The 24,830-nt window shown below is 59.6% G+C and carries 17 protein-coding genes and 1 tRNA gene; 6 read left to right on the top strand and 12 right to left on the bottom strand.

Translation table 11 applies throughout. From position 1 onward, the window contains the following. The first annotated feature begins 97 nt into the window (after window positions 1-97). Both baeS and ACYQ1A_RS15895 read left to right on the top strand, forming a co-directional pair. Window positions 98-1,498, top strand: a complete 1,401-nt coding sequence (gene baeS, locus ACYQ1A_RS15900) for a sensor histidine kinase efflux regulator BaeS (RefSeq protein ID WP_499363513.1) — start codon at window positions 98-100, stop codon at window positions 1,496-1,498. After that, window positions 1,495-2,172, top strand: coding sequence for a response regulator (locus ACYQ1A_RS15895; RefSeq protein WP_499363512.1), 678 nt, complete (start codon window positions 1,495-1,497; stop codon window positions 2,170-2,172). The genes baeS and ACYQ1A_RS15895 overlap by 4 nt, the downstream gene beginning before the upstream one ends. Window positions 2,173-2,292: 120 nt before the next feature. Here ACYQ1A_RS15895 and ACYQ1A_RS15890 read toward each other — a convergent pair whose 3' ends face one another. From ACYQ1A_RS15890 to ACYQ1A_RS15880, 3 genes are all read right to left on the bottom strand, one after another. Next, window positions 2,293-2,646: a helix-turn-helix transcriptional regulator gene (locus tag ACYQ1A_RS15890; RefSeq protein WP_499363510.1), complete on the bottom strand. Its 354-nt coding sequence runs from the start codon at window positions 2,644-2,646 to the stop codon at window positions 2,293-2,295. An 83-nt stretch (window positions 2,647-2,729) separates the two neighbouring features. Beyond that, window positions 2,730-3,161, bottom strand: a complete 432-nt coding sequence (locus ACYQ1A_RS15885; protein WP_062225440.1) for a hypothetical protein — start codon at window positions 3,159-3,161, stop codon at window positions 2,730-2,732. Window positions 3,162-3,194: 33 nt separating this feature from the next. Then, window positions 3,195-4,319 (bottom strand): Fic family protein, encoded by a 1,125-nt coding sequence (locus ACYQ1A_RS15880; protein WP_499363508.1) that lies wholly within the window; start codon window positions 4,317-4,319, stop codon window positions 3,195-3,197. A 372-nt stretch (window positions 4,320-4,691) separates the two neighbouring features. On the opposite strand from ACYQ1A_RS15880, the gene ACYQ1A_RS15875 reads away from it, so the two are divergent. Next, window positions 4,692-6,053 (top strand): carbohydrate-binding protein, encoded by a 1,362-nt coding sequence (locus ACYQ1A_RS15875; protein ID WP_499363506.1) that lies wholly within the window; start codon window positions 4,692-4,694, stop codon window positions 6,051-6,053. Window positions 6,054-6,184: 131 nt separating this feature from the next. Here ACYQ1A_RS15875 and ACYQ1A_RS15870 read toward each other — a convergent pair whose 3' ends face one another. Next, window positions 6,185-7,426, bottom strand: coding sequence for an MFS transporter (locus ACYQ1A_RS15870; RefSeq protein WP_499363505.1), 1,242 nt, complete (start codon window positions 7,424-7,426; stop codon window positions 6,185-6,187). 187 nt (window positions 7,427-7,613) lie between these two features. Next, complete coding sequence (locus tag ACYQ1A_RS15865; protein WP_499363503.1) at window positions 7,614-8,450, bottom strand: glycosyltransferase; 837 nt, start codon at window positions 8,448-8,450, stop codon at window positions 7,614-7,616. Window positions 8,451-8,515: 65 nt separating this feature from the next. Between ACYQ1A_RS15865 and ACYQ1A_RS15860 the strand changes: the two genes are divergently transcribed. Further along, on the top strand, window positions 8,516-9,343 hold the full coding sequence (locus ACYQ1A_RS15860; protein WP_499363501.1) for a hypothetical protein: 828 nt from the start codon (window positions 8,516-8,518) through the stop codon (window positions 9,341-9,343). 18 nt (window positions 9,344-9,361) lie between these two features. On the opposite strand, the gene ACYQ1A_RS15855 is transcribed toward ACYQ1A_RS15860, so the two are convergent. After that, on the bottom strand, window positions 9,362-10,531 hold the full coding sequence (locus tag ACYQ1A_RS15855; RefSeq protein ID WP_499363500.1) for a glycosyltransferase: 1,170 nt from the start codon (window positions 10,529-10,531) through the stop codon (window positions 9,362-9,364). Continuing rightward, on the bottom strand, window positions 10,528-11,364 hold the full coding sequence (locus tag ACYQ1A_RS15850) for a glycosyltransferase family 2 protein (protein ID WP_499363498.1): 837 nt from the start codon (window positions 11,362-11,364) through the stop codon (window positions 10,528-10,530). Before ACYQ1A_RS15850 ends, ACYQ1A_RS15855 begins: the two co-directional genes overlap by 4 nt. Window positions 11,365-11,603: 239 nt before the next feature. Between ACYQ1A_RS15850 and ACYQ1A_RS15845 the strand changes: the two genes are divergently transcribed. Together ACYQ1A_RS15845 and ACYQ1A_RS15840 are read left to right on the top strand one after the other, a co-directional pair. Beyond that, complete coding sequence (locus tag ACYQ1A_RS15845) at window positions 11,604-17,351, top strand: autotransporter domain-containing protein (protein WP_499363496.1); 5,748 nt, start codon at window positions 11,604-11,606, stop codon at window positions 17,349-17,351. Between the two features lie 99 nt (window positions 17,352-17,450). After that, window positions 17,451-18,200, top strand: coding sequence for an FkbM family methyltransferase (locus ACYQ1A_RS15840; protein WP_499363494.1), 750 nt, complete (start codon window positions 17,451-17,453; stop codon window positions 18,198-18,200). 1,043 nt (window positions 18,201-19,243) lie between these two features. Here ACYQ1A_RS15840 and ACYQ1A_RS15835 read toward each other — a convergent pair. From ACYQ1A_RS15835 to ACYQ1A_RS15815, 5 genes are all read right to left on the bottom strand, one after another. Further along, entirely contained in the window at window positions 19,244-19,978 is a 735-nt protein-coding gene (locus ACYQ1A_RS15835; RefSeq protein WP_499363492.1) for a hypothetical protein, read from the bottom strand. After that, complete coding sequence (locus ACYQ1A_RS15830) at window positions 19,978-21,216, bottom strand: AAA family ATPase (RefSeq protein WP_499363490.1); 1,239 nt, start codon at window positions 21,214-21,216, stop codon at window positions 19,978-19,980. The genes ACYQ1A_RS15835 and ACYQ1A_RS15830 overlap by 1 nt, the downstream gene beginning before the upstream one ends. Window positions 21,217-21,823: 607 nt before the next feature. Continuing rightward, window positions 21,824-21,908 (bottom strand) — tRNA-Leu (locus ACYQ1A_RS15825). Between the two features lie 77 nt (window positions 21,909-21,985). Next, entirely contained in the window at window positions 21,986-22,864 is an 879-nt protein-coding gene (locus ACYQ1A_RS15820) for an HDOD domain-containing protein (protein ID WP_499363488.1), read from the bottom strand. Between the two features lie 83 nt (window positions 22,865-22,947). After that, a complete protein-coding gene (locus tag ACYQ1A_RS15815; RefSeq protein WP_499363486.1) occupies window positions 22,948-24,828 on the bottom strand; it encodes a methyl-accepting chemotaxis protein in 1,881 nt (626 codons plus the stop codon). Window positions 24,829-24,830 lie beyond the last annotated feature (2 nt).

Genomic DNA, 24,830 nt, shown 5'->3' with positions numbered 1-24,830 from the left:
TGGAGTTTGCCCCGGCACTGCCCGCGCGCATGGACTTAGCCGCGCTGGCGCGGTAATCATTAAAAAACAATCCACTCTCTGACGCGGCGACTCACTTATGAAACTCGGCATTACCGCCAAGCTGTTTATCGCCATCGTGGCCGCCTGTGCCGTTGTGCTGCTGGTCAACGGCGTAGCGGCGCGCATCAGTTTCCAGCGCGGCTTTCTTGGTTATCTGAACGATCAGGGCGTTGAACGCATGCGCGAGGTGCTGCCGCATATGCAGGACGCTTACCGCCAGCACGGCAGTTGGCAATATCTGCGCGGCGATCTGGAAAGCTGGTTTCATCTGATGCGCCCCGAGCCCGACCCCAACCGCGCGCTCAGCGGGCCGCCGATCTCGGATCAGACCGGCGCCGTTGCGCGCTTTGGCTTGCTGGATGCCGATTACAAAAAAGTGGTCGGCAACCCCGGCGTGGGGCGCGAATCGATTTTGTTGCCGGTGGTGGTGGCGGGCCGCACCGTGGGCTGGCTGGCGATGGTGCCGTTTCAGAAAGCCATTGCGGCCGGGGACGTGCGGTTTTACGAAGCACAGCTGCATGTCTGGTGGTTAATCGGCGTGTTTTCGGTGCTGTTCGCCGCTGCTTTGGCGTATTTGCTGGCCCGCACCTTGCTGCTGCGGCTGCACAGCCTGACCGGCGCCACCCATCGCCTTGCCAGCGGCAACTACGCCAGCCGCGTGCCCGAAACCAGCCAGGATGAACTGGGCGCGCTGGCCCGCGACTTTAACCATCTGGCGCAGGCGCTGGAACATACCGAACGCGCGCGGCGTAATTTTATGGCCGATATCTCGCACGAGTTGCGCACGCCGCTGGCGGTAATGCGCGCCGAAGTCGAAGCCATCCAGGACGGCATCCGCCCGCTGACGCAAGCAGCGCTGGAGCCGATCGCCCAGCAAATCGGCCAGTTGGGCAAACTGGTGAATGACCTGCACGACTTGTCCTTGACCGATGTCGGCGCGCTTACTTATCGACGCGAACCGCTCAATCTGACTTTGCTGCTGCCGGCTTTGCTCGACAGCATGCAGGCGCGCTTTCACGCCGCCGGCCTGCAACTGAGCTGGCGCCTGGCCAGCACGCCGCTGATGGTGGATGGAGACGAACGCCGCTTGCAGCAACTGGTAGTCAATCTGCTGGAAAACGCCCTGCGCTATACCGACCGGGGTGGCGAAGTGCGCGTGACTGCCGAACGCGCGGGTGGCCAGATCAGCCTGCTGTTTGACGACAGCCCACCCGGCGTGGACGCGGCAAAACTGCCGCGCTTGTTTGAACGCTTTTATCGCACCGAAGGCTCGCGCAACCGCAATAGCGGCGGCAGCGGTCTGGGCCTGGCGATCTGCCGCAATATCGTCGAAGCCCACGATGGCCAGATCAGCGCCAGTGCCTCGCCGTTGGGGGGCTTGCGGATTGCGGTCACGCTGCCGGGGGCTGGAAAAATCTATAGCGTGGAGGGGAAATGAGCGAACAGCCCGCTGAGCATATCCTGATCGTCGAAGACGAACCCAATCTATCGGCCATCGTGCGCGATTACCTGCAAGCCAGCGGCTACCGCTGCACCCAAGTGCTGGATGGCGCCGAGGCGTTGCCGCGTTTTCGCGCTCAGGCACCTGACCTGGTCATCCTTGATCTGATGCTGCCCAACGTCGACGGCATCCAGATCTGCCGCGAAATCCGCGCGTTTTCGGACACCCCCATCATCATGCTGACCGCACGCGTCGATGAGGTAGACCGCCTGCTGGGGCTGGACGTTGGCGCCGACGATTACATCTGCAAACCGTTCAGCCCGCGCGAAGTGGTCGCCCGTGTCAAAGCGGTGTTGCGCCGCCACCACCGCGCCCCCGGCGACAACGTCGCCAGCGGCCTGAGCATCGACGAAGCGGCCGCGCGTGCCAGCCTGTTCGGCCGCGATCTGGGCCTGACCCAGGTCGAGTTTCGCCTGCTCAACACCCTGACCGCCGAACCCGGCCGGATCTTCTCGCGTGACCAGTTGATGGACCACCTCTACCTCGACCGCCGCATCGTCACCGACCGCACCGTGGATAGCCACGTCAAAAACCTGCGGCGCAAGCTGGGGGAAGTGGGCGAGGAGTGGATCAAGTCAGTCTATGGGGCGGGCTATCGGTTTGAGAACTGAGGCGGACGTGCTACGCGGCTGGCGGCGTGCGCGCTTGCGGGTGCGTACTGGCTGCTGAGCGGGCACCGCGCGTGGCAAGCGGGTAACTGGATGATGACCCGATGCGCGGCGACGCCATGCTCAGTCTGCGGGCGCTTTTTTAGTACTTTTGCGCACACGCTGGCGCGGCTGGTTTTTTCGCCGGCTACCTGGCGGATACTGCTGGGCCTCCGCCGCCGCGACTCTGCGTAGCCGTTGTTCTTCGTACACATCGTCCAGGGTCCGGCGCTGGCCGCGCGGCTTGACCGTCAGTTCCATATTGGTGGCGCGAAACAGCTGGCCGAGTTTGCTGGCGCCGATTTCGCCCAGGCGGCCGCGTTCCAGCGCCGAGATGGTCGACAGGCTGACGCCGGTGCGGGCAGCCAGTTCGGCTTGTGTGATTTCCGTTGCGATGTGCGCTGCTTTCAGCGCCGCACCCAGTTCAAAGATGTCCATAAAAATTGAAATACAACGGGTTAAGGGGTTAAAGCGTTATAACGCGCGGTAAATTACTAGTTACGGCATTTGCCCGATGGCGCTCAATAAAACCGCCATTCCTGTTCGCCCAATGCGCCGCGCTCCACCAGATAGCCTTCGATATGGTCGTAAAACACCAGGATACCCACCACGCGTTCGCTGGCTGATTTGGGCAGATGGCCTTTTACCGGCGCGCGTGCGCTGTGTTTCACACCATCGGGCGTTTGCCAGCTGATGCTGAATTCGTCCGGAATCCGCATCGGTGCAAAGTGGTTTTCAAAGTTGTTGATATCGCGCGCACTGGCGATATAACCCGCCGGCACATCGGGGCCGTAGCTCCAGTGGATGTCACTGGCTTCTTTCAGGCTTTTATCCAGCCGGATTTCCAGCTTGTGATAGACCTTGGGGTCGGCGTTGTTGGAATCGGCACAAGCGGCCAGCGCAAGGGCGGCCAACAGGGTGAGGCTGGTGACGAAAGTACGGCGTGACAGCATGAATCTCTCTCAGGCGATAAGGTGGAAGATCATTCAAAAATGGCGGTGACGTTCGGCATTGCGTAAAACCTCGTCCATGCCGGCGTACATGGCGTTAAGTACCTGATGCGCCTGAAAATAACGGTTGCGTTGCTGGCCTCGCGCCAGCCGCAAGATGTCCAGCTCCACCAGATCATTGATCGCAGTGTTGGCTGCGGGAAAACTCACGTCCAGCAGTTTGGCCACTTCACGTGTGGACAACACCGGATGGCCAGCCAGCAGGGGCAGCAATTTGCGCACGGTGGCGTGTTTGCGCTTGCCCGCGTCGTTCAGCAACTGCGTCCATTGCGCGAGCAATGTTTCCAGCTGAGCGATCAATCCCACCGTGTGTTGGCAAGATGCGATCACGCACTCCAGAAACAGCGCCACCCATGGGCCCCAATCCAGCTGCATCTGTACGCCAAGCAGCGCATCGTAATAGGCCTGCTGCCGCAGTTTGAGAAAGCTCGCCAGATGGACGGGAGGGTCACCTTCCGCGAGAAACATCAGCGGTAACAGCATGCGGCCGGTCCGGCCGTTTCCATCACGAAACGGGTGGATGGCCTCGAACTGCACGTGGGCAATCGCAGCGCGGGTTAGCACGGGCGCAAACATCACGTCTTCGGGCTCGTACTGCAGTAGACCCTCCAGGTCGGCCATCAATGCGGGAATGGCTTCGGGCGGGGGCGGTACGTAACGCGCCAGTTCCAGCGTGCTACCAATGTAGTTCTGAATAGTCCGGTATTCGCCGGGCTGCGCACGGGGTTCGCGCGCCATCAAGATCGCATGCAGGTTGCAGATCAGCGCCTGGTTTAATGCAGCGACGCCGTTTTGCTGGATAGCCTCCGCGCCATGCATCCAGGCCTGTACATAGGCCAGCGTTTCACTGGCATCGGCGTCGTCCGGCGCATCTTCGGCACCCAGCGCAAGTTCATACAGCAGCAGCTCATCAAAGCCGGTACGCGTGCCCTCGATCTGACTGCTGCCTACCGCCTCGCGGCGATTGAGTGTGCGGATCAGTAAATCGGCGTACGGAAAGCGCCGCATGGCGTCGGACAATCCATCCAGCTCGCGTCGGGCATGCGCGATCAATGCTGCATCCACGCCGGTATCCAGCCGGTGCGGGACAGGCAATGGCATCACCGCAAACGCGCCACTGCGCTCTGGAATGGGCACAGCGGTGGCGCGAAGACGCGGATGGAGATCATTTTTGCGCATCAGAAACCTTTAATAGCGTAGGGCCTAATTAAAGGTTTATACCAGAAAGCTTTAATAAGCAGCCTAGCTATTAAAGTTTTCTGGCTGGTCGCGCGGGGTCACCCACGGCCGGTAGGACCGCTAAGCAATGGCCTGGCGGCCCGATTTGCCGCCTGAGTGGCACTGAAATTACAGAATCTGCAAGCTAGTATCCAGCCACGGGATACCAAATTCGCCCGGCCGCCCCATAGAGCCGCAAAGGCCGATTCGGCGCGCCACCGCCCTGGGCTTAACCCCAACTGAGGATGTGGACAGATGCAACACAGCAAACTTTGGCTGGTCAGCGCTGCGCTGGCCGTTCCGGTCGCGTACAGCAGCGCGGCTACTTATCCGGCCTGGCAAGAAGGGACCACGTACGCCGTGGGCACCATCGTCAGCTACAACGGGCATGATTATCAGGCGCTGATTGCGCATACCGCTTATGTGGGGGCGGGCTGGAATCCGGCTGTGACGGTGGGCTCGCTCTGGAAAGATCTGGGCGTAGATACTGGCAGCGCCACGCCGACGCCTGCCCCCACGCCAGCGCCGACACCGGCTCCTACACCGGCCCCGACGCCCAAGCCCACGCCAGCGCCCACTCCGGCTCCAACGCCAGCGCCCACGCCCAGCGCGTCGTGCAACTACGTGGTGTGGACTGCGGGCGTTAACTATCCGCTGGGCACCATCGTCAAATACACGCCCAACGGTCTCTACTATCTGGAAAAAGCCGTCGGCACCAATGGTAGCGACGCCACCAATCCCACCATCAGCACTTATTACTGGGCGCAAACCACTTGCGGCAGCGCCACGCCCACCCCGACGCCTTCCGGCGGCTTGCCCGCGCATGTGGTGGGCGGCTACTGGCCGCGTTGGCTGAGCGATCCGGTGCGCATTGCCAACGTGAACGCCAACTACAACGTGATCTATCTGTTTGCCGCCACGCCCGTGGATGGGCAGCCGGGCAGCACGGGCGCGGTGGAATGGATTGCCCCTGAGAACGCCACCGCCGCCGCCAATCTGGTGGCCGATATCGCCACGGTGCGTGCGCAAGGCCGCAAGGTGATCCTCAGCATAGGCGGGGCCAACGAGAACGTTACCTTTGAAACGCGCGCGCGCTCGCAGGCGTTTGTAAACAGCATCATCAGCATCTACAGCCAGTTGGGCGGTTTTGACGGGATTGATTGGGACAATTACGAGGCGTCCGACAACCCCAATACCAGCGAAATGGTGTGGATAGGCCAGCAACTGAAAGCGCGTTGGCCGGGCTTTATCATCACCTCCGCACCCGCGCCGTGGAGTGCGGTGGACCAGACCTTCTGCCAGCAACTGCTGCAGGGCAACGCGCTGGATTATTGCGCGCCGCAGTACTACGACGGCCCCAACCTGGCGGACCCGAGCTATGTACAAAGCAATATCGCAACCTGGATGACGTTGCTGGGCCCCAGCCATGTGGTGGTCGGCTTTGGCGTAAACCCGGGCGTGACCAACTATATGAGCATCGGCCAGGCCACCAGCACGTGGAATGCCATCAAGGCGGCGTATCCAGCCACCTTGGGTGTGTTCGATTGGCAGATTGATACCGATTACGCGCAGGGCTGGCCGTTTGCCAATCAGATGAAGCCGCTGGTTAATCCGTAATCGCCCCGGCGTAAAGCGGTCCCTGTAATGCAAAACACCCGGCTCTGGCCGGGTGTTTTATTTGCGTATGTAACTACCAAAATCCCGCTATTTAAGCGAGCTAACCCGCATAAATAGCAGGAAAAAGCGTTTTACGCGGTCTGCAGCGTGCGCCGTTCCAGGCCAAACGACCACAGCACCACGACGATTCCCAGCACGGCCAGGATGGCGCCCACCCAGCCAGTCGAGGTCCAGCCCAGACCCGCCGCAATCGCCATGCCGCCCAGCCACGCGCCCAACGCATTGGCGATATTGAAGGCGCTGTGGTTCAGCGCCGCCGCCAGCGATTGCGCGTCGCCCGCCACGTCCATCAAGCGCGACTGAAAGGCCGGATTGCAAGCCGAGGCCACGCCGATGCCAAACAGCACCGGCAACACCGCCCACAGATGCGGTGCGGCCAGCACAAACACCAGCAGCATCAGCACGGTAAAGCCGTACCAGCCGAGCATTGTGCGTTCCAGCCAGCGATCAGCAAACCAGCCGCAAGCGATATTGCCGACGATCATGCCGACGCCGAGCAAGCCCAGCGCAAACGGCACATGCTGCGCGTTCATGCCGGTGACCTGGGTCAGCGTGGAGGCCACATAGCTGTACACCGAAAAGATGCCGCCAAAGCCGATGGCGCAGGCCAGCAGCGTCAACAATACTTGTGGACGTTTGAACGCGCCCAGTTCGGTCAGCGGACTGGCTTTTTGCGCCATCGGCAGCGGCGGCACGGTGTACGCAATCATGCCTGCGGTAAACAAGGCGATCAGGGCCACACCGGCAAAGCACGCCTGCCAACCGAGCGCCTGGCCCAGCCAGGTGGCGGCGGGCACGCCGATGACGTTGGCCACGCTCAAGCCCAACATCACTTTGCCGATGGCCGCACCGCGTTTATGTGGCGGCACCAGCGCGGCGGCGGCGAGGGCGGCCAGGCCAAAATAAGCGCCATGCGGCAAGCCCGCCACAAAGCGGCTCACCAGCATCAGGCCGTAGTGATGCAGCAAGGCGGTGGCGCCATTGCCCACGGCGTACAACAACATCAGCACAATCAGCAAAGCGCGGCGCGGCATACGCGCCAGCAGGATGGTGATCAGCGGCGCGCCCACCACTACGCCCAGCGCGTAGGCGCTGATCATGTGGCCCGCTTCGGGAATGGTTACGTGCAGATCGCTGGCGACTTCGGGAAGGATGCCCATGGCGGCGAATTCGGCGGTACCAATGGCAAAGCCGCCCACCGCCAATGCCAGCTCGGCAAACGCCAGACCATGCGGTGGCTGGACCAGAGCGGTCGGGGTGTGGGTGGGGTCGGTGGCAAGCTCATGATCAAGGGGGTCAATCTTCGATTCCATCAAATGTCTCGTGGATGTGCTGACGGGGAAGGGCGTTGCGCAAGTGTTGTGGCGCTCGGTTGCAACCGGGCGCAGGCCTTGGCTAACGCGTCATCAGCGGCGGGGTCAGTGGATATGCGGACGGTATCATGCGAGGCCACTTTTTGCGCAGCGCAGCACGCGTTTTTTTGCCGCGGGGGCGATCAGTTCAGGGCTGGGGATCACCCAGTCTGGCGCGCTGGGATTGCAACTGAGCGATGGCGGCGTGGGCGGCGGGCGTATCGATGCGCCCCAAGGTTTCAAGCAATGGCGCAATCCAGCGTACGGTGCGCGGCTTGATGCACAGGTCGATCAATTGCGCGACGGCGCTGGTGTGGGCCAGTTGTTCGGGCCGCACAAATTGCAGATCAGCTTGTTGCGGCAACCATGCTGAGGCATTGCCACCGTGCATGCGATGGCGCAGCAGTGGCTGCTCTATAAACGCGCGTTGTTGCAGCGCCGTGCCCAAAAAAGCAAACCAGAAATCATGCGGCATTTGCGCCGCCGGGTCGGGCCAGCCGTGTTGCGCAATAAATTCGGCGCGCACCGCCAGGGCACAGCCTTTCAGGCACACGGCCCGGTCCAGTCCCAGTTGCTGGAGATACGCAAAATAGGACGGAATGGCGGCGGGGCGTTCGGCGCTAAACCAGCTCAGATCATGCGTGAACACCTGCGCGGGCGACGTGGCCGCCAGCGCCTCGATCTGCGCAATTTTGTGCGGCAACCACACATCATCCTGATCGCAAAACAAGATCAGATCACCGCGCGCCTGGCCCGCTGCAGCGGCAAAGTTATGCGCGTAGCCCACACGTTGCGCCTGGCGAAAGTAATGCACGGTAAACGGCAGCGCCACGCTTTTGGCGGTGTCGAGACTGCCGTCGCTGGAGGCGTCATCCGCGATGATCAATTCATCAGGCAGCCGCGTTTGCTGCGCCAGGCTGGCCAGTTGCTCGGGCAGGAAGGCCGCGCCGTGGTAGGTGGCCAGTACCACGCAAATCCGCGTCATATTGCGTCGCCAGCCGCTATGCTGTTGGCATTAGCCCGCCCAATCCACCGTGTGTAATCACCCCCATGACTGTGCCGCAGCCCCCTTTGCCCGATCAGCGCGCCGGTGGCGTGTTTTTTTCGCATATCGATACCCCGCGCGTGCGCGCGCATTTTGCGCGGCTGGCCGCCGAGAGTGCGCCGTGGGTGCAATGGCGGCTGGTGTTTAATCGCAGCCGCTTTATCGATCTGGACAGCGATCTGGCCATCGCCGACCCGGCCACGGTATTGCCACAGCGCCATGCGCAAATGCTGCGCAACGACGGCGTGCAGCGCGGTTTGCTCGATGCCGCCATGCTGCCGTGTTTGCTGGCGCTGCCGCAGCCGCAGGTGTGGTTTATGGAATACGACGTCGATTTCGCCGGCAACTGGGCTGATCTGTTCAGCCAGTACCATGCCGAGCCCGCTGATTTGCTGAGCTCGTCGTTGCGTCCGCGGGATCGTGATATCGAGTGGTTTCATTGGCAGCAAGCCAGCGCGCCCGCTGCGGTAGACCCGCATTTGTTCTGCCGTGGTTTTCATCCGCTGATTCGCGTTTCCAGAACCCTGGCGCTGGCCTACCAGCACGCCGTGGCCGACCCGGCCTGGGCGGGGCATTACGAATTCATTCTGCCCACCGTGGCCGCCGTGTGCGGCTTGCGCACGCTGGATCTGGCGCGGCGGCCCGGACAGCGGCTGGCGCGCAATTATCTGAATACGCCCAGCGAACCCTTTCTCGCACCCGGCACTTATGTGTGGCGGCCGGCGCGGCCCGCGTATTTTCATGAAGACCCGGCCAGTTTTGAATTGCCCAATCTGCTGTATCACCCGATCAAAACCGACAACGCAGCGTGGGGACGGCGCGACGACGAATGATGCAGCCGACGCGCTCATTCAAGCGGCCTCGGCGCACGCCGTGTTGAGCACCGCCAGCATCTGCTGCAGCGCAAATTCATCGCGCCATTCGGCGTAGCGCGTGGCCACTTGTTGTGCGGCGGCGCGATATTGCGGCGACATCAGCAGCGTAAACAGCACGTGTTCAAAGCTGCTTTCGATATGAGTGGGAAACACGCCCAGCCCCGCGCCAGCGACGGCCACACGTTCGGTCACCAGCAGTTGTTCCATATGCTGCGGCAACATCAGCAGCGGTACACCGGCGCGCAAGGCATTCAGCGCGGTGCCGTGGCCGCCGTGGCTGATGATCAGATCGCAGCGCGGCAATAAGGGCTCCAGCTGCACCGGCTGCGGGTAGATGCGCAATTCCGGAAACTGCGCCGCCTGCGCCAGCGCAATGCCGGGCACGACGGCGATCACTTCGGCTTCGCTATTGACCAGGCCTTCCAGCACCGTGCCCAGCCAGTCCCCGCTTTGCAGATACACCAGGATGTGGGTTTTGTCGGTATGCCATTGCACCGCCTGGCCTGCGGGCGGCTGCGGCATGCCACCGAGAAACAGCGCGCCAGCGGGGCGCACCGTGGCGTAATGGTCGAGTTCGGGTAGCGATAACAAGCGGGTATGGTCGGCTTGCAAGGCGGTGGACAAGGGCATTTCGCAGACGCTGGCCACGGCGTGCTCCACCGCCGCCTGGGTGTGTTGCCGTGCCTCGATATCGCTATCCCAGGCGCGGTAGCACGGTGCGGGCATCAGGCTGGGCGGGATGGCAAAGCCGGTGCCGATCTGCACGCTGCGTATGCCCGCCACGCGGCTGGCCATCAAGGCCGTCGGCGCATGGTCGATGACCACCACGTCGGGCTGCACCAGCCGATATAACTGCCGCCAGCCGCGCACCATGCCGCCGAGCAAATCCACATCGGTGGCGCCATTTAGCGCCAGCACGTCGGCATAGGTGGACGGGTCGCGCCCCAGCGCGGGCACATCGTACGGATTGGGGCAGGCCACAAAGGGCACGCTACGCGGCGTTAGATAACGTTGTGCGCTGCGCATGGCGCGCAGGGCAAAGCTGATGTCATGGCCTTGCGCGCGCGCCGCCAAGGCAATCGGCAACAAGCGCCACAGATGGCCGTGGTTGTCGCCCAGTTCCCACGCAAACAGGATGCGGCTCATGATGTTTGCCGCGGTGTGAGGTTGTAGACCAGGCTGCGCTGCAGGCTGAAGCCCTCAAAGGCGGGAAATTCGGGTTGTTCGCCCAGATTGATAGACAGCGGTGCGTTAGCCGCCAGCGCTTGCTGCGCCAGGCCAAATATCGTGCGCATTTCTTCGGCGCTGAGCATGCGTTTATGCAGATCGATCAGATCCAGCTTGATGGTCCGGTACAGCAGAAACAGTCGTCGATGCTGGTCCAGATCCTGGTCGGGATAGAAGCGCAGGCGCGCTGCGGTATCGTGGCGTATCGGCGCCAGCCAGGCGCCGTTAAACGTTTTGCGCGGCACGCCGATACGCAACAAGCGCGCGTACAGATCGGTGTCTTCACCGCCATAACCGCGGATCAATTCGTCGTAGCCGCCGGCGCGTTGCACGTCTTGCACGCGACACAACACGGTACCGCCGGTATCAAAATCAAAGGGATCTGGCCGGTAAAAGCCGGCCGGGTGCGGCTGTTGAGCAAACCAGCCCGCCAGCGCGCCGGTGACGCGAATATCGGCATCGATAAAACACACCCACTCGGTGCGGATATGGGGCAATGCGGCATTGCGCGCCCGTGCCAGGCAAAAGCTGTCGTCATCGCTAACGCGCACCACCGCTACTTGCGGATGGTGCGCCGCCACCCAGTCGCCCGCGCCATCGGGGCAGCCGTAGTCCACCACGATGACGGCGCAGTCGCGTTGCGCCAGCCACGTCGGCAGCGTGAGTTGCAAATGGCTGAGACGGCCTTTGCACGTGGTTACAAAAGTCAGCAAGACCAGTTCCGCCGCAGGTTTTTGCAATGCTCCCAGCATAGTTGAGGCCGTCTGCTTTGCCGCGTCAGCCAGAGCAGGCTAAGGGCGTCGGCCTTGACCTACAGCCCTGTCAGACCCCGACAAACGTCACCGTGGCGCGGTTTGCCGCCTCTATATTGGGTGAGCAGAACAATTATCAGATCGTAACGATCATCCCGGCCGGACCCTGCTCTACGCGGGGCCGTGTTGCTTGCTTTGGGCGCAAATCTTTCCGCTTAGTCCGCAAGAGGCGCTTACTCATGTCTACAAAAACCCGCCAACCCAGGCCCTCCCAACTGGCCCTCGCCATTTCCGCCGCGTGCTTTGGTCTAGCAGGCGCACAAGCATTAGCCACCTGCACCACCGCCGTTAATTCCGGCACCGGTTGCGAAGTGGATAGCGGCGAAGCCGTGGTTATCAGCCAGGGGGGCGGCTGGTATAGCGATGCGCCGCTGGTGCACGTCGCCAACGGCATTACCGCCGCCAGCATTGATAACAACGGCGGTTTGCTGAATGCACTGAGCAACGCCCTGGTGGTGAATGGCACGGTCACCGGCCATATCACCAGCAGCAGCACGGGCCAGATTACGGCGTTCAGCGATGGCATCTTGCTGGATGGTGGCCATGCGGGCTCCGTCAATAACGCGGGCTCGATCAGCGTGGGTGGCGTCGGCATCCGCGTGATTAACGGGGGCGGGGTGAACGCCGACGGCATCAACAATACCGGCACCATCGGTACCACCGGCCTGGGGATTGAAGTCACCGGCACCCAGGTCGTCGGCGGTATCTACAACAACGGCACCATGGTCAACAGCTACGGCGGCCAGACTTCGGATGGCGGCGGTATCAGCGTTACCAGCGGCGTGATTACCGGCAGTATTGTTAACGACGCCCAGGGCAGCATTACGCGTGGTCAGGGCGTGGCAGTCAGCGTCGCCAATAGCAGTACGGTAACGGGCACCATTACCAACTCGGGCCATATCGTGGCCAGTGGGGCGACGCAGCCCAACGCATCCAGCGGCATCGGGCTGGATGGCAGTATTTCGGGGGCGGGCATCGTCAACAACGGCACCATCGATGCCGCCGGTGACGGCATCCTGGTGAGCAATGGCGCCACCATCCAGGGCGGCGGCATCAGTACCGGACCCAGTTCCATCATTAACGCCAACGGGCTGGGCATTAACGTTGCCGGGTCGGCGGTAACCGGCGACGTCAAGAATGGCGGGCAGATTAATGTGGGCGCGGCCAGCTACGGCGGTGGCATCGGCATCAGCACGTCGATCATTAACGGCAACCTGATCAATACCGGCACCGTTAACAGCACCCCGGGCGGCAGCAATTCGGCCCTGGGTAATGGCGTGGCCGTGGTTAACAGTACGGTGACGGGCGCGGTGCGCAATGATCTGGGTGGCACGCTGAACAGCGATAGCGATTCGGGCATCAGCATTACCGGCAGCAGCCAGGTGGGCAGCATCAGCAACGCGGGCACTGTCAATGCGCTGGGCGGCAATAGCTATACGGCCGCCTACGGCATCCGGGTGGATAACAGCGCAGTGGCCGCGGGCATCAGCAATAGCGGCGCGATCACCTCCGCCATGGCGGGCATCGAGCTGAATGCCGCCACGGTGTCAGCAGGCGGGATTACCGTGGCCCAAGGCGGCGAGATTGCCAGCTCGGGCTCCGCGATTGATGTGGTCAACAACTCGAACGTAAGCGGCGACATCAGCAACGCGGGCAATCTGCACAGCAATGTGGGCGACTACGGCGGCAACATCAATATTGATACGTCCAACGTGCACGGCGCGGTGCTGAATACCGGCGGCACCATCAATACGCCGGACCTGAACGCCATCAATATTGCGAGCGCCACGGTCGATGGCCAGGTGGGTTCCAGCAGCGGCACGCTGACCGCGGCGGTGGGCACCGGCATTAACGTCAACAACAGCACCGTGGGTAACGGCGTCATCAACAACGGCACCATCAACACCGGCGGCAATAGCGGCATCGTCATCGCCAACAACAGCCACATTCTGGCGGGCGGCATCAACCTGGGCAGCGCCAGCGCCATCAATGCCAATGGCTACGGTTTGCAGTTGACCGGCAGCACGGTGGTGGGCGATGTCATCAACGCGGGCCATATCAACCGCGTTAACGGCGATGTGGATGGGGGCGGCTTCAGCATCGATACCACCTCGACCGTAACCGGCAATGTATTGAACAGCGGCACCATCAATGCCGCCGGTGACGCGCTGGCGCTGAACCATTCCACCGTCAACGGCAATGTCACCAACAGCGGCACGCTGGATGCCATCAATAACAGCGGCATCAATCTGGACCAGGGCACCGTGACCGGCGCGCTGGTGAACAGCGGCACCGTCAACGCGCACGGTGCGGGCAACGCCCAGGTGGCTTATGGCATTTATGTGCACGACGGCAGCAGCATCGCCCAAGGCATCAGCAATAGCGGCACGCTCAACACCGGCTCGGAAGGTATTTATCTGGATGGCGGCGTGATTGGCGCGGGCGGCATCCACAACACCGCCAGCGGCCAGATCAAGGCGGATTCGCTGGGTATCGACGTCAACAGCAATGCCAACGTGACGGGCGATATCAATAACGAAGGCCTGGTGACCTTTGGCTCGGCCGGGTATGGCGGCGGTATCTTTGTGGGCGGCGGCAGTACTGTTACCGGCAATCTGCTCAACAGCGGCCAGGTGGTGGCCACGCAAGCGTCGGCCATCGAAGTAAGCAGCTCCAGCGTGACTGGCCAGATCAGCAACTCGGGATCGCTGCAAGGCGGCGGGGAAGGCGGCCGTGGCATTGATCTGCATGGCGGCAGCACGGCGGCTGCGATTATCAACACCAGCACCGGTCATATCGCTGGCGATGCAGGCGGCATCGACATTAACGACGCCACGCTGGCAGGCGGCGTGCAGAATGCCGGCAGCGTGAGCGGCCCGACCGCGTTGTCGGTCAACGGCGCGGCCACTATCGGCACCGGCATCAGCAATACCGGTAGCCTGACCGGCGATGATACCGGCGTGTATTTCCGTAACTCGACGCTGAATGGCGATCTGAGCAGCAGCGGCAACAGCGCCAGCATCAGCGGCGACAGCTACGGCGTGCGCTTGATCGACGCCACCATCAACGGCAGTGTGATCAGCTCTGGCCAGATCACGTCCGTTAACGGCACCGGCATCAGTATTGACCCGACCACCATCAGCGGCACGCTCACCAACAACGGCACCATCACGGCCGGGCAGACCGGCATTGCGGTGGATGCCTCCACCATCAGCGGCGGCATCATTAACACCGGCACCATCAACGCGCCGCAAGCCATCCTGATCAGCAACCCGGCTGCACCCACTACCGTGACCAACAGCGGCGTGCTGAACGGCACGGTGGAGCTGGCCAACAGCACGCTGAATCTTGATGGCCCCAGCGGGCACGTGACGGGCGCGATTACCGGCACCGGCTCCACCGTTAACGTCAACGGCACTTTCGCCACTGAAAACACCATCGACACCGGCACGCTTAATGTAAATAGCGGTGGCGCGCTGACGGTAAACAACGCCGTCACCACCACCGGCACCATCAGCAACGCCGGTACCTTAAGCAACAACAACGCGGTGTTTGCCGCTGGCCCGATTGCCAACGCCGGCACCATCAACAACAGCGGCACGCTGGGCGTGGGCGTGGTGGGCGCGGCGGGCAGCGTGCTTAATCTGGATGGCAACAATGCCGTGGTCGAAGGCGACATTACCGGCGCGGGTTCCACCGTTAACGTGAATGGCAGCTATATCAACACCGGCTTGATCAACGTTGGCGCAGTGAATGTCGGCACGGGCGGCACGCTGGAAGTGGTGGATACCATCACCGCGCCCACCGTAGGCAACAACGGCACGCTGAACCTGGACGCCGACTCCCGCGTTACCGGCAATATCACCGGCGGCGGCGTGGTTAACGTGAATGGCAATTTCGCCTCGGAAGGCACCATCACGGCGGGCAGCGTTAACGTGGCCGCGCCCGCTACGCTGACGCTGGATGATGACCTGACCGGCGCGCTGGTTAACGCAGGCAATGTGCAGAACACGGCGGTGATCAATGGCGCGGTGACGGCGCAAAGCGGCAGCGTGCTGGCGCTGAATGGCCTGGGCAGCCGGGTAACCGGCGCCATCAGCGGCCCCGGCACGGTGCAGGTCAACGGCACCTTTGGCACTGAAAACACCATCAATGTGGGCGATCTGGAAGTGGCTGGCGAAGGCGTTTTCAACGTCAAGAACACCGTGGCGGGCAGCGTGTTTAACGTGGCGGGCACGGTGAACAACTCGGCGCTGATCGACAGCGGGCTGACGCTGAATGGCGGTGTGCTGAATCTGGTTAACGGTTCGCGCGTGACCGGCGCGGTGGCGGATGGCGGTGGCGCTTCGGCCATCAACGTCAACGGCACTTACACCACCGAGAACACGCTGGCCGCCAGCGCCATCAATATCAGCAGCGATGGCTTGCTGAACGCACGCCACAACCTGACCGGCACGCTGACCAACAGCGGCACGCTGGACGTGCGCTCGGCCACGCCGATTACGCTGACCGGCAATTACGTGCAGCAAGCGGGCGGTGTCTACAGCATGGAAGCCACGTCGCCCACGCAATACGGTCAGTTGCATGTAACCGGCACCGCCAGCTTGCCGGCCAACGCCAATATCGCGGTGGACGTAACTCAAGGCGCAACGTTGGTTAAAGGCGGCGTGCTGCCGGGCGTGATTACTTCAAGCGGGCTGACTGCGTCCACGTTTAACGTGACCGACAACAGCGTGCTGTTCGACTTTGAAGGCGTTATCGACGGCAACAACGTGGATCTGAACGTGAAGCGCGGCGTGCAAGTGCAAACCGTGGTCAACAACAGTCCCAATAGCGGCGCGGCCGGTGGGGCGGCGGGCGCGCTGGATGCCATCATCAGCAACGGCGGCGGCAGCGCGGACATGAACCACGTGATCAGCCAGCTGGGCCAGCTGACCAACGATGCCGATATCAACAAAGCCGTGCATCAAATGGTGCCGCTGGTGGCGGGGGGGACGTCCAGCGCCACCGCCATGACGCTGAACCTGACCGACCGCGTGATCCAGGCGCGCGAGGAAAGCAACCGTGGTTTGTCGGCGGGTGATGGCTATGTGACTGATCGGCAAATATGGCTGAAGCCGTTTGGCTCGTGGGCCAAGCAAGACCAGGAAGACGCGGTGGCCGGTTATGACGCCGACAGCGCCGGTGTGATTGTGGGCGTGGATGGTGGCGTCACCGCCAAAGACCGCGCCGGTATTGCGTTTACCTATGCGCATACTCACGTCAGCGGCGCCAGCACCGACGCGCCGCAATCGGCCAGCATCAACAACTATCAGTTGATGGGTTATGGCAGCCACAGCCTGGCGCCAGCCACCGATTTGAGCTGGCAGATCGACTACGGCCGCAACCACACCAGTGGCAATCGCGGCATTGATTTTGGTGACGTTATCCGCACCGCCGACAGCAGTTACAACGGCTGGAACGCCCATGCCGGTGTGGGCCTGGGCAAGACGATTGCATACAACGCCAACACCAATCTCACCCCGTCGATTCGTGCCGATTACCGCAGCGTGCACAACGATAGCTATAGCGAAACCGGCGCAGACAGCCTGAACCTGAACGTGGCGGAACAAAGCACGCAGGAGTTCATCGTGTCGGCCGACGCCAAACTGTTCCAGACCATCAATGACGATGTGTCATGGACGGCCAACTTTGGCGCGGGCTATGACTTGATGGCGCGCCAGGCGCAAGTGACGTCGGCGTTTGTGGGCGGCGGCCCGGCCTTTGTGACGTACGGGCTGAACCCGTCGCCATGGCTGTTCCGCGGCGGCGCGGGCCTGGTGCTACATCGCAGTAACGGCCTGGAAATTACCGCGCGCTACGACGGCGAAGGGCATAAGGACTTTTACAACCAGACGGTGTCGGTCAAGCTGCGCAAATCGTTCTGACGCGGCTGCATTGCCTAACTTGATAGAAGCACGAGGGGCTTGCCGTGGGGCGGGCCCCTTGGTTTATCTGCATGGCGTGTGATTAACAAGTGGGGAGTTATGGACGGCGGCTTTGCTTCAATCCAGCTGAATGGTCATGCGCTATACCTTAACCCGGACGACCAACGCGGCCGCCGCTTGCTGCAATCCGGCCAACCGTTCAGCCCGGTGGCGCAAGCGCTGTGGCGCGATGTGCTGGCGCTGGCGGACTGGGATCTGATCATCGATATCGGCGCCAATTACGGCGAGATGTTGCTGGAAATTGCCGACCAATTCGACGGCCGGATCGTTGCCTTTGAAGCCAATCCGGCCTTGCTGCCGTATCTGCGCGCCACGCTGGCCTACCGCCACAACGTGACGATCGAGGCGATGGCGGTTTGCGAGAAAGTGGGCACCGCGCCACTGAATATCGACACGGACTGGTCGGGCGCATCGTCACTGGCGCTGCCCCGCACGGCCGGCAGCGGCAACCGCATTACGGCGCTGCAGGTGCCGACGACAATGCTGGACGCGTACTTTGCCGGGTCTGCCGCCAGGCGCGCGTGCATCAAGATCGATGTGGAAGGCGTGGAGCCATTTGTGCTGCTGGGTGCGCAGGGTTTTCTGGCGGGGCTGCAGAGCTACGCCATCATGACCGAAATCCGCCACGCCACGCCCGCCGTACTGCAAGCGCTGACGCGCAACTGGCGGGTGTATTTGCGCGAACTGGCGACGGGACGGTGGGTGGCGGTGGATGAGACGAGTATCGTGACGCGGCCGGACGGGGTGCATGAGGACGATGCAGTGCTGCTGCCTTTGGGCGGCCCCTGAGTTAGGCGGCATGAGGCGCTGCCGCAGGCTCAGGTCTTTTCAGGCCCACACGCTTGGGCGAGAGCGGCGAGATATCAAAATAATGATAAAAAGCGGTCGAAAATATCAACCTATTGCTCATTTTGAGCGTGAGACGACGGTATTCGTCTTCCGCATCACAACGGCCCGGTTCCGCCAGAGCGCCCCAAAACAAAAATCCCCCGAAAGCAAAGCCTGGCGGGGGATTCTGGACTGCGGTGTGCTGCGTTGTATTTGACCTGGTGCCCGGGATCGGACTTGAAAAGGCGGGTTGTAACACTTTATTTGTTTGGTATTCGTGGAGTATGAAATTGATATATACCCCCGATGTTACCCCCCACGCTTGTTTTTATCATGGTGCCTTGGGGGCCGACCCATATGTAATTGGAGGTAGCGTTCGCATGCACAGCACTCATTAGGAAGGCCAGAGATTTCGGCAAGCTTATTACTTCCACGCGCTGAAACGTCCTGGCATTGGAAAGAAGCACTTCGATGAAAAGGTTGCGTCAGAGCTTTCAGTACACGTTTCTGCGCAGATGCAGGCGCGTGCAGCTAACTTCCATTTGAACGATTATTGAGCGTTGGCCTTAGGCAGGTAATTGGCCTGAGCGGACGGTGGAGCACGCCGTAACTCGAGTCTGCTCTGTGTGCGGTCACCAGGGGCTATGGACGCTAAGGCAGTCCATACCGCTTAACAAGGTGTCCACGAAACTGGCAGCCTCCCATGGACTCACATTCTCGGCAGTTTTCAACTGCCTGGGCGATGTTGCTTTAGAATCAGGGGGTTGTCGCCATTTTGCTTCTATAACGGGTGATCAAAAACATCAAACAAATCCTTTAAAATCAACGCGTGTTCTTCGCGTTGCGGAAACACTTTTCCGGTTGGGGTCCAACGAAAACCCATCAGGAACTAGGTTTGATTGCTGACCTATGTATCTATTGTGACTGAATCGCCGAACTACTTAAATCCGGGGCGCTGTTGCACCTTTCGCGAGCGTTGTCACCTATTCATTAAAGTCTATAACTTACGTAGTTGACGCAACCTGTCTCAAAGCGTCCCCAAAATAATCGGCAAGAAAAATCGGGAACGCGCTGAGTACGGACATGGGATCATTCGGCGAGCCATTTGTTAGTTGCGCCTCGGCAATGGATGCCTGATCGCTCACAGGAGCTGGGGTGTCTATGTGAGTCGTAAGTATGTTGGCCTTTCGAAGATTGGCCTCAATCAAAACAAGCCATCCTTGTTTGTCAATTTTTTTTGCGTCTTGGTAAGCGTGGCTGCCCCGATCGGCGGAAATTTGTTTATAACGCGCACCCACGCAGTCGGAAAGAGCCACAGTCCTAACGAGATATTCGTCAATGTCTTGAAAATCTCGTATGGCTTCAATCATCGGGTAGCTTATGAACAACTTCCCATGATCTGTCTCGTTGTTGAATCGAGCCAGCATCTTTAGCAGGTTTTCCCCGGTGAACTTTTCGTCATTTGGTTCGAGATCAAAAAAGAGATAAATTTGGCCAATTTGGTCGCGCCTGAGCCCTTTAATTTGCTCGTCTTCATTCGCGCTCGGATTTAACTCTTTAATTAGTTCAAAAAGATCCAGGTCTTCGTCTGCCGAGATTTGCTCATAAAGTTCATAGAGATCATTTTGAAAACTCGCCAAGATCCGATTTTCTTGGTCATGGAAAAATGCACGCTCTAAACTTTTAAAGTAGAGTTTCTCCGCTTTTTCACCTTCAAATATGAATAGGGTGCGCTCCATTAGCTCGATAGTCCTTTGTAGATTTTCTCTAAATTATGAGCCTTGCGAAGATCTTTCTCAGTTAGCTCAGTTATCGGCGCAATATTCCTGTCCAGTACGAAATAGCAGTCAGGCCTCAGAAGATCGTTGCTCATAACCCCAGTATTGTGAGTGGTCAGGATGGTTTGAGCTTGAGACGCAATTATTTTTTCAACTATAGTTGAAGCTAAAGAATGATGATAGAACGCATCAAATTCGTCTATATATGCGAAAGTCACCGCTCCACTTTTTAATCGGAGCCACCAAAAATAGAAAATACCTAAAGATAACGTGCCTGTGGATGCAACCGTTCCGAATTCAAGTTTTGTTTCGCCAAAATCAAAATATATAGCTTTGTTGCCACTTGCGTCGACATCAACAATTAGCGAGCATTCTATGCCAGCATCATTTAGGAATTTTTCAAAATCCGAAAGGGAATCGGTCTCGATGATGCTTTGCGATAAGCGCTTAACACCAATATTTTTGCCTATATATTCCCCCTTGTTGTTCGCATGCAACGAACGAAAGAAAACCATGCCCTCAATAAACTTTAGTAGCTTGGCAAATGTCTTGTTTGTTTTTGTGTCATCTAGAATTGAATTGCTATTGATGTATTTAAGTAGTGATATTCCAGAGTCGCCAACATCTTTCTTTAAATGTTCCGCGCCTTTCAATTCAATGTTCGCTAAATGTGAATTGCGGCGATCTATGTGAAGAATATCAATGCCATCTATCGAAAGACTTTCATAAACTAACTTTGTTATAGATTTTTTTCCATAGCTATATATTATATCGACGTCGTCAATGCGAAATTCAAAAACAAACTCCGCGATGATGTCTTGTTTTTTTCCATTAAGATAGTTGTTTTCCAATGAGGAAAAGTAACTTGGAGAATCGATCAAATGCAAAACTGGGTCAACCATTGCAAGACCCAAGTTGGACTTGCCGCCACCGTTAGGCCCATAAATCATGGCATGTCTTACAATGCCTTTGTTGACCGCGCTCTCATTAAATTCGTATTGTTGGCTGGTTAAATCGAAATGTAACCACTCTGAAAAGTTGCGGAAATGTCTCACTGAAAATTTATGTAGCATCTGAGTAACCCCGTTTGATCGATCGGGTGAGACTACCATTCTTTCGCGCAGCCGTAAAAAAACTACGGCATGGATGATTCTGAGGTAGGTGCCTCCAAATGATCCCTTCTTCGCTACAGCGGCCATTTTAACTTACTGACATCAAAGTCCGCTTTGGCCGATTACTTGCCGCGGTTCTCGCGTGGCTGACCGCAAGTCGGCGTTATGCTCGATCCCCTTACTCTCCCAGCGCGCGCAATCGTCTACCCGCCACGCCTGCAGGCTAAATCGGTCGCTTTTCTCGCACTCATGTGGCACCCCTCAAGCCGCGCCAGTACTGGCGCCATCCGGGTTTTTTGGCACCTCTAAATCTTGCACCTGGAGGAACGAGCGCATCAGCGCATTCCGTAACGCCTGAACCAAGGACCAGCATGTTCAAAAGAAAAACCACTTACCCGCTCCGTGAAACCCCGCTGGCCACCAGCACGGCACCCCAAAGCTTTGAGGAGGCTTGGGCCGCGTACCGGGCTCATCTGGCGGCGTTCAATGAACGCATGACCCATTTTCCGCAATGGCTTTGCGAATCTGGATATCTGTAAGCGGCATCTGGGGGTAACTTCTTAATTGAACCGGACTTACCCCATATACCCGCGGATTCAACCGTAGGTCTTGGATGGTCCCGGAAACAAAAAAGCCGCATAACCTAATGTTGATGCGGCTTTTCGGCTCTTACGGAAGAATTCGGAAGCTTTCCTGGTGCCCGGGATCGGACTTGAACCGACAAGGCGTAAGCCGGCGGATTTTAAGTCCGCTGTGTTTACCAATTTCACCACCCGGGCGGGAAGGTCGGGCATTGTAACAGGGCTTGCTGCGGCTGGGCGAGGGGTTCTTGTTATCGATTTCTCGCGCGCCGCACTTACATCGAAAACGTCGACAGCAGCTCTTTGTGTACCACCTTGATTTCTTCCATTTGCTCGGTGAACAGCGGGTTGCTTAATTCCGGGCGGCCTTTGACTTCGCCCAAATCCAGTCTTTCCATCTCGATCAAGCCGCCGGCCAGCAAATTGGCCACAAACAACACGTCGGTCAGGTTGCGTAATTCGGTGACTTCATCGCGCGGATTGTCGTTTTCACGGGTGGCTTCGATGATGTGTTCGGGAATATCCAGCGCATACATCAATGATTCGCCGATGCTGCCGTGCCATTGCGCGATCAGGTATTCCACCGTATTGGGCCGCGCCACCAGTTCGGGATATTTGGCGGCGCGGTACAGCATATAAAACGCGCCCAGATCGTGGATCAGCCCGGCCAGCAAGGCGTCGTCCGGGTTCACCCGCGTCAGCTTTTGCGCCAGCACACGGGCGGCGGCGGCGCTGAGCAGCGAGTGGTTCCATAGATTGCGCGCCAGGTTGGAGAACACCACCAGCTCTCGCGAGCGCAGCAACTGGTCCATTGCCGTGGCCAGGGCTACCGAGCGGGCGGCGTCGATACCAAGGCGGCCAATGGCGCTTTCAACGTCGGTGATTTTGCGGTTATTGCCTTGTGCGGCCGAGTTGGCGGCGCGCAACAGTTTGGCTACCACCAGCGGTTCGGTTTTGATGACGCCGGCAATCTTGGGCAGCGATGCGTTGGGGTCGCGCATGGCGTTGCGCACGCGGATGGCGATATCAAAACAGGTGGGAAACACCACTTCGCCCGAGAGTTCGGCGGCGATGCTTTCCAGCATTTCAAAGCGCTGGGACTTGAGCTGCTCGTTGTTCTTGTCAGCCTTGTCGGTGGACAGGTCTTCAGTCATGTGCGGTGGCCAATCGAATAAAAAACGGGTGATGCCATTAGCATCACCCGCCAGTGTACTGCCCCTTACATTTGAAGCAAATATTAAAGCCGGAATTGCTCCACCAAAGCATGCAAAGAACGCGCGCGCTGGTTCAGCGCGGCGACAGTGCCAGACGCGTGTTGCACCACTGCATCAGTCTCGGTGGACAAGCGATTTACCTGTTCCGCCGCTTTGGCCATGTCGGTGGTGGCAATCGATTGCTCGCGCGTGGCATCGGCGATGTCGCGAATGCTGCGCACAACATCATCCATTTTTTCGTGGATGCGGCCGATTTGCGTGGCGACATCATGCGACTTCTGCACGCCGCCTGCGACGGAGGTCCGGGTGTTATCCATATCCGCCAGCGCGGTCTGGATCTGGTCGTCGGTCTGACCAATCAGCGTGCCGATCTCGACCGTGGCTTTGCCGGTGCGCTCGGCCAGCTTGCGCACTTCATCGGCCACTACCGCAAACCCGCGGCCTTGTTCACCCGCGCGGGCGGCTTCGATGGCAGCGTTAAGCGCCAGCAGATTGGTTTGGTCCGCAATCTCTTTGATCACGCCGATGATGTTGGTGATCTGGCTGGAGCGCTCGCCCAGTGCCGCCAGCGTCTCGGCCAGATGATCGACCGAGGTGGCAATCGAATCGATATCGGTGGCCAGCTGTTGTACTTCGCTCGCCGATTGCAGGCTGACTGCGCCGGTTTCGCTGGCAGCCGCTTCGCTTTGCGAGGCCCCGTCGGCGATATGGCTGATGCTGACGGTGATTTCTTCGATGGTGGCTGCCGTTGCGCTAGAGATATCGGCCTGACGTTGCGATTCGCTGCTCAGGCGCTCGGTCACATTATGCAAATCCTGCACACCACCTGACAGCTCCACCGCGTTGTCGCGCACCTGAATAAACATGCCGCGCAGCTTGCTCACAAACTGGTTGAAGGCTTCGGCGGTCAGGCCGATTTCGTCGCGATGGGTAACGGGGATGGTGCGGGTCAGATCGCCATGGCCGGAGGAGATTTCAGTCAGCGCATCGCGCAGACGCACCAGTCCGCCCAGCAAGCTGGTTAGCGCAAACGCAGCCAGGATGACCGCAACCACGCCCATGCCGATGCCGCTGATCAGCAACACGGTCAGCATGCTGTGCAAGGGGGCCAGCATCACCGATTTGTCGGTGACGGTGCCCATGATCCAGTCAGTGCCGGGAACGGCGCTGGCGGTGACATATTTCTCGTCATCGCCGATTTTGACTTCAACCAGATCGTGTTGGGCCACCGCTTTGCTCAGGGTGTCCATGGTCAGGCCGGGCATGACATCCGCCACCGGCTTGAGGGTCGATTCGGCCGCCGGATGCACTACGATCTTGCCGTCCTGGGTGACCAGGAAGGCATAGCCGTTGCCACGCAGCTCAATGCCGCCAACCACTTTGATCACGCCTTCCAGGGCGACATCGCCACCGACCACGGCGGTCATCTGGCCGTTTTCTTGCACCGGCGCGGCAAACGTCACGCCCAGCGCTTTGGTCGAAGCAAACACATAGGGATCAGACACGATGGGTGCGTTGGCTGCCGCGGCCTTTTTGTACCACGTGCGCGACGTCGGGTCGTAGCCTGCGGGCGCGTGTTTGTCGACCTTGTGGTAGATCATGCGTTTATCGGCATAACCAATAAATAACTGATCAAAACCAGCCGCTTGCTGGCCGGTCTGCAAAAACGGAATCGGCTCGGCGACGCCGCCCAGGTGGGCTGCCACGGCGGTCACCGCATCTTGATGCTGGCTAAACCAGCGGCTAAGCGCCTGGCTATTGCCACGCACCGACGCCTGGATCTCGTTGCGCGCGCCAGCGACAATCTCGGTCTCCATGCGGAAATAAGCGACGGACGACAATACAGCAATAACCACCGCCACCAGGAAGGCAACGGCGAATAGCAATCGGGTTTTCAGGGACATTT

Source organism: Silvimonas sp. JCM 19000, from assembly GCF_054652575.1.
Note: the sequence above shows the minus strand (reverse complement) of the source record. Positions and strands in the feature narration are given on the sequence as shown.

Excerpts from the sequence above, each read along its gene's own strand:
- baeS (WP_499363513.1), top strand. The coding sequence starts at position 98 with ATGAAACTCGGCATTACCGCCAAGCTGTTTATCGCCATCGTGGCCGCC.
- ACYQ1A_RS15895 (WP_499363512.1), top strand. The coding sequence starts at position 1,495 with ATGAGCGAACAGCCCGCTGAGCATATCCTGATCGTCGAAGACGAACCC.
- ACYQ1A_RS15890 (WP_499363510.1), bottom strand. The coding sequence starts at position 2,646 with ATGGACATCTTTGAACTGGGTGCGGCGCTGAAAGCAGCGCACATCGCA.
- ACYQ1A_RS15885 (WP_062225440.1), bottom strand. The coding sequence starts at position 3,161 with ATGCTGTCACGCCGTACTTTCGTCACCAGCCTCACCCTGTTGGCCGCC.
- ACYQ1A_RS15880 (WP_499363508.1), bottom strand. The coding sequence starts at position 4,319 with ATGCCATTGCCTGTCCCGCACCGGCTGGATACCGGCGTGGATGCAGCA.
- ACYQ1A_RS15875 (WP_499363506.1), top strand. The coding sequence starts at position 4,692 with ATGCAACACAGCAAACTTTGGCTGGTCAGCGCTGCGCTGGCCGTTCCG.
- ACYQ1A_RS15870 (WP_499363505.1), bottom strand. The coding sequence starts at position 7,426 with ATGGAATCGAAGATTGACCCCCTTGATCATGAGCTTGCCACCGACCCC.
- ACYQ1A_RS15865 (WP_499363503.1), bottom strand. The coding sequence starts at position 8,450 with ATGACGCGGATTTGCGTGGTACTGGCCACCTACCACGGCGCGGCCTTC.
- ACYQ1A_RS15860 (WP_499363501.1), top strand. The coding sequence starts at position 8,516 with ATGACTGTGCCGCAGCCCCCTTTGCCCGATCAGCGCGCCGGTGGCGTG.
- ACYQ1A_RS15855 (WP_499363500.1), bottom strand. The coding sequence starts at position 10,531 with ATGAGCCGCATCCTGTTTGCGTGGGAACTGGGCGACAACCACGGCCAT.
- ACYQ1A_RS15850 (WP_499363498.1), bottom strand. The coding sequence starts at position 11,364 with ATGCTGGGAGCATTGCAAAAACCTGCGGCGGAACTGGTCTTGCTGACT.
- ACYQ1A_RS15845 (WP_499363496.1), top strand. The coding sequence starts at position 11,604 with ATGTCTACAAAAACCCGCCAACCCAGGCCCTCCCAACTGGCCCTCGCC.
- ACYQ1A_RS15840 (WP_499363494.1), top strand. The coding sequence starts at position 17,451 with ATGGACGGCGGCTTTGCTTCAATCCAGCTGAATGGTCATGCGCTATAC.
- ACYQ1A_RS15835 (WP_499363492.1), bottom strand. The coding sequence starts at position 19,978 with ATGGAGCGCACCCTATTCATATTTGAAGGTGAAAAAGCGGAGAAACTC.
- ACYQ1A_RS15830 (WP_499363490.1), bottom strand. The coding sequence starts at position 21,216 with ATGGCCGCTGTAGCGAAGAAGGGATCATTTGGAGGCACCTACCTCAGA.
- ACYQ1A_RS15820 (WP_499363488.1), bottom strand. The coding sequence starts at position 22,864 with ATGACTGAAGACCTGTCCACCGACAAGGCTGACAAGAACAACGAGCAG.
- ACYQ1A_RS15815 (WP_499363486.1), bottom strand. The coding sequence starts at position 24,828 with ATGTCCCTGAAAACCCGATTGCTATTCGCCGTTGCCTTCCTGGTGGCG.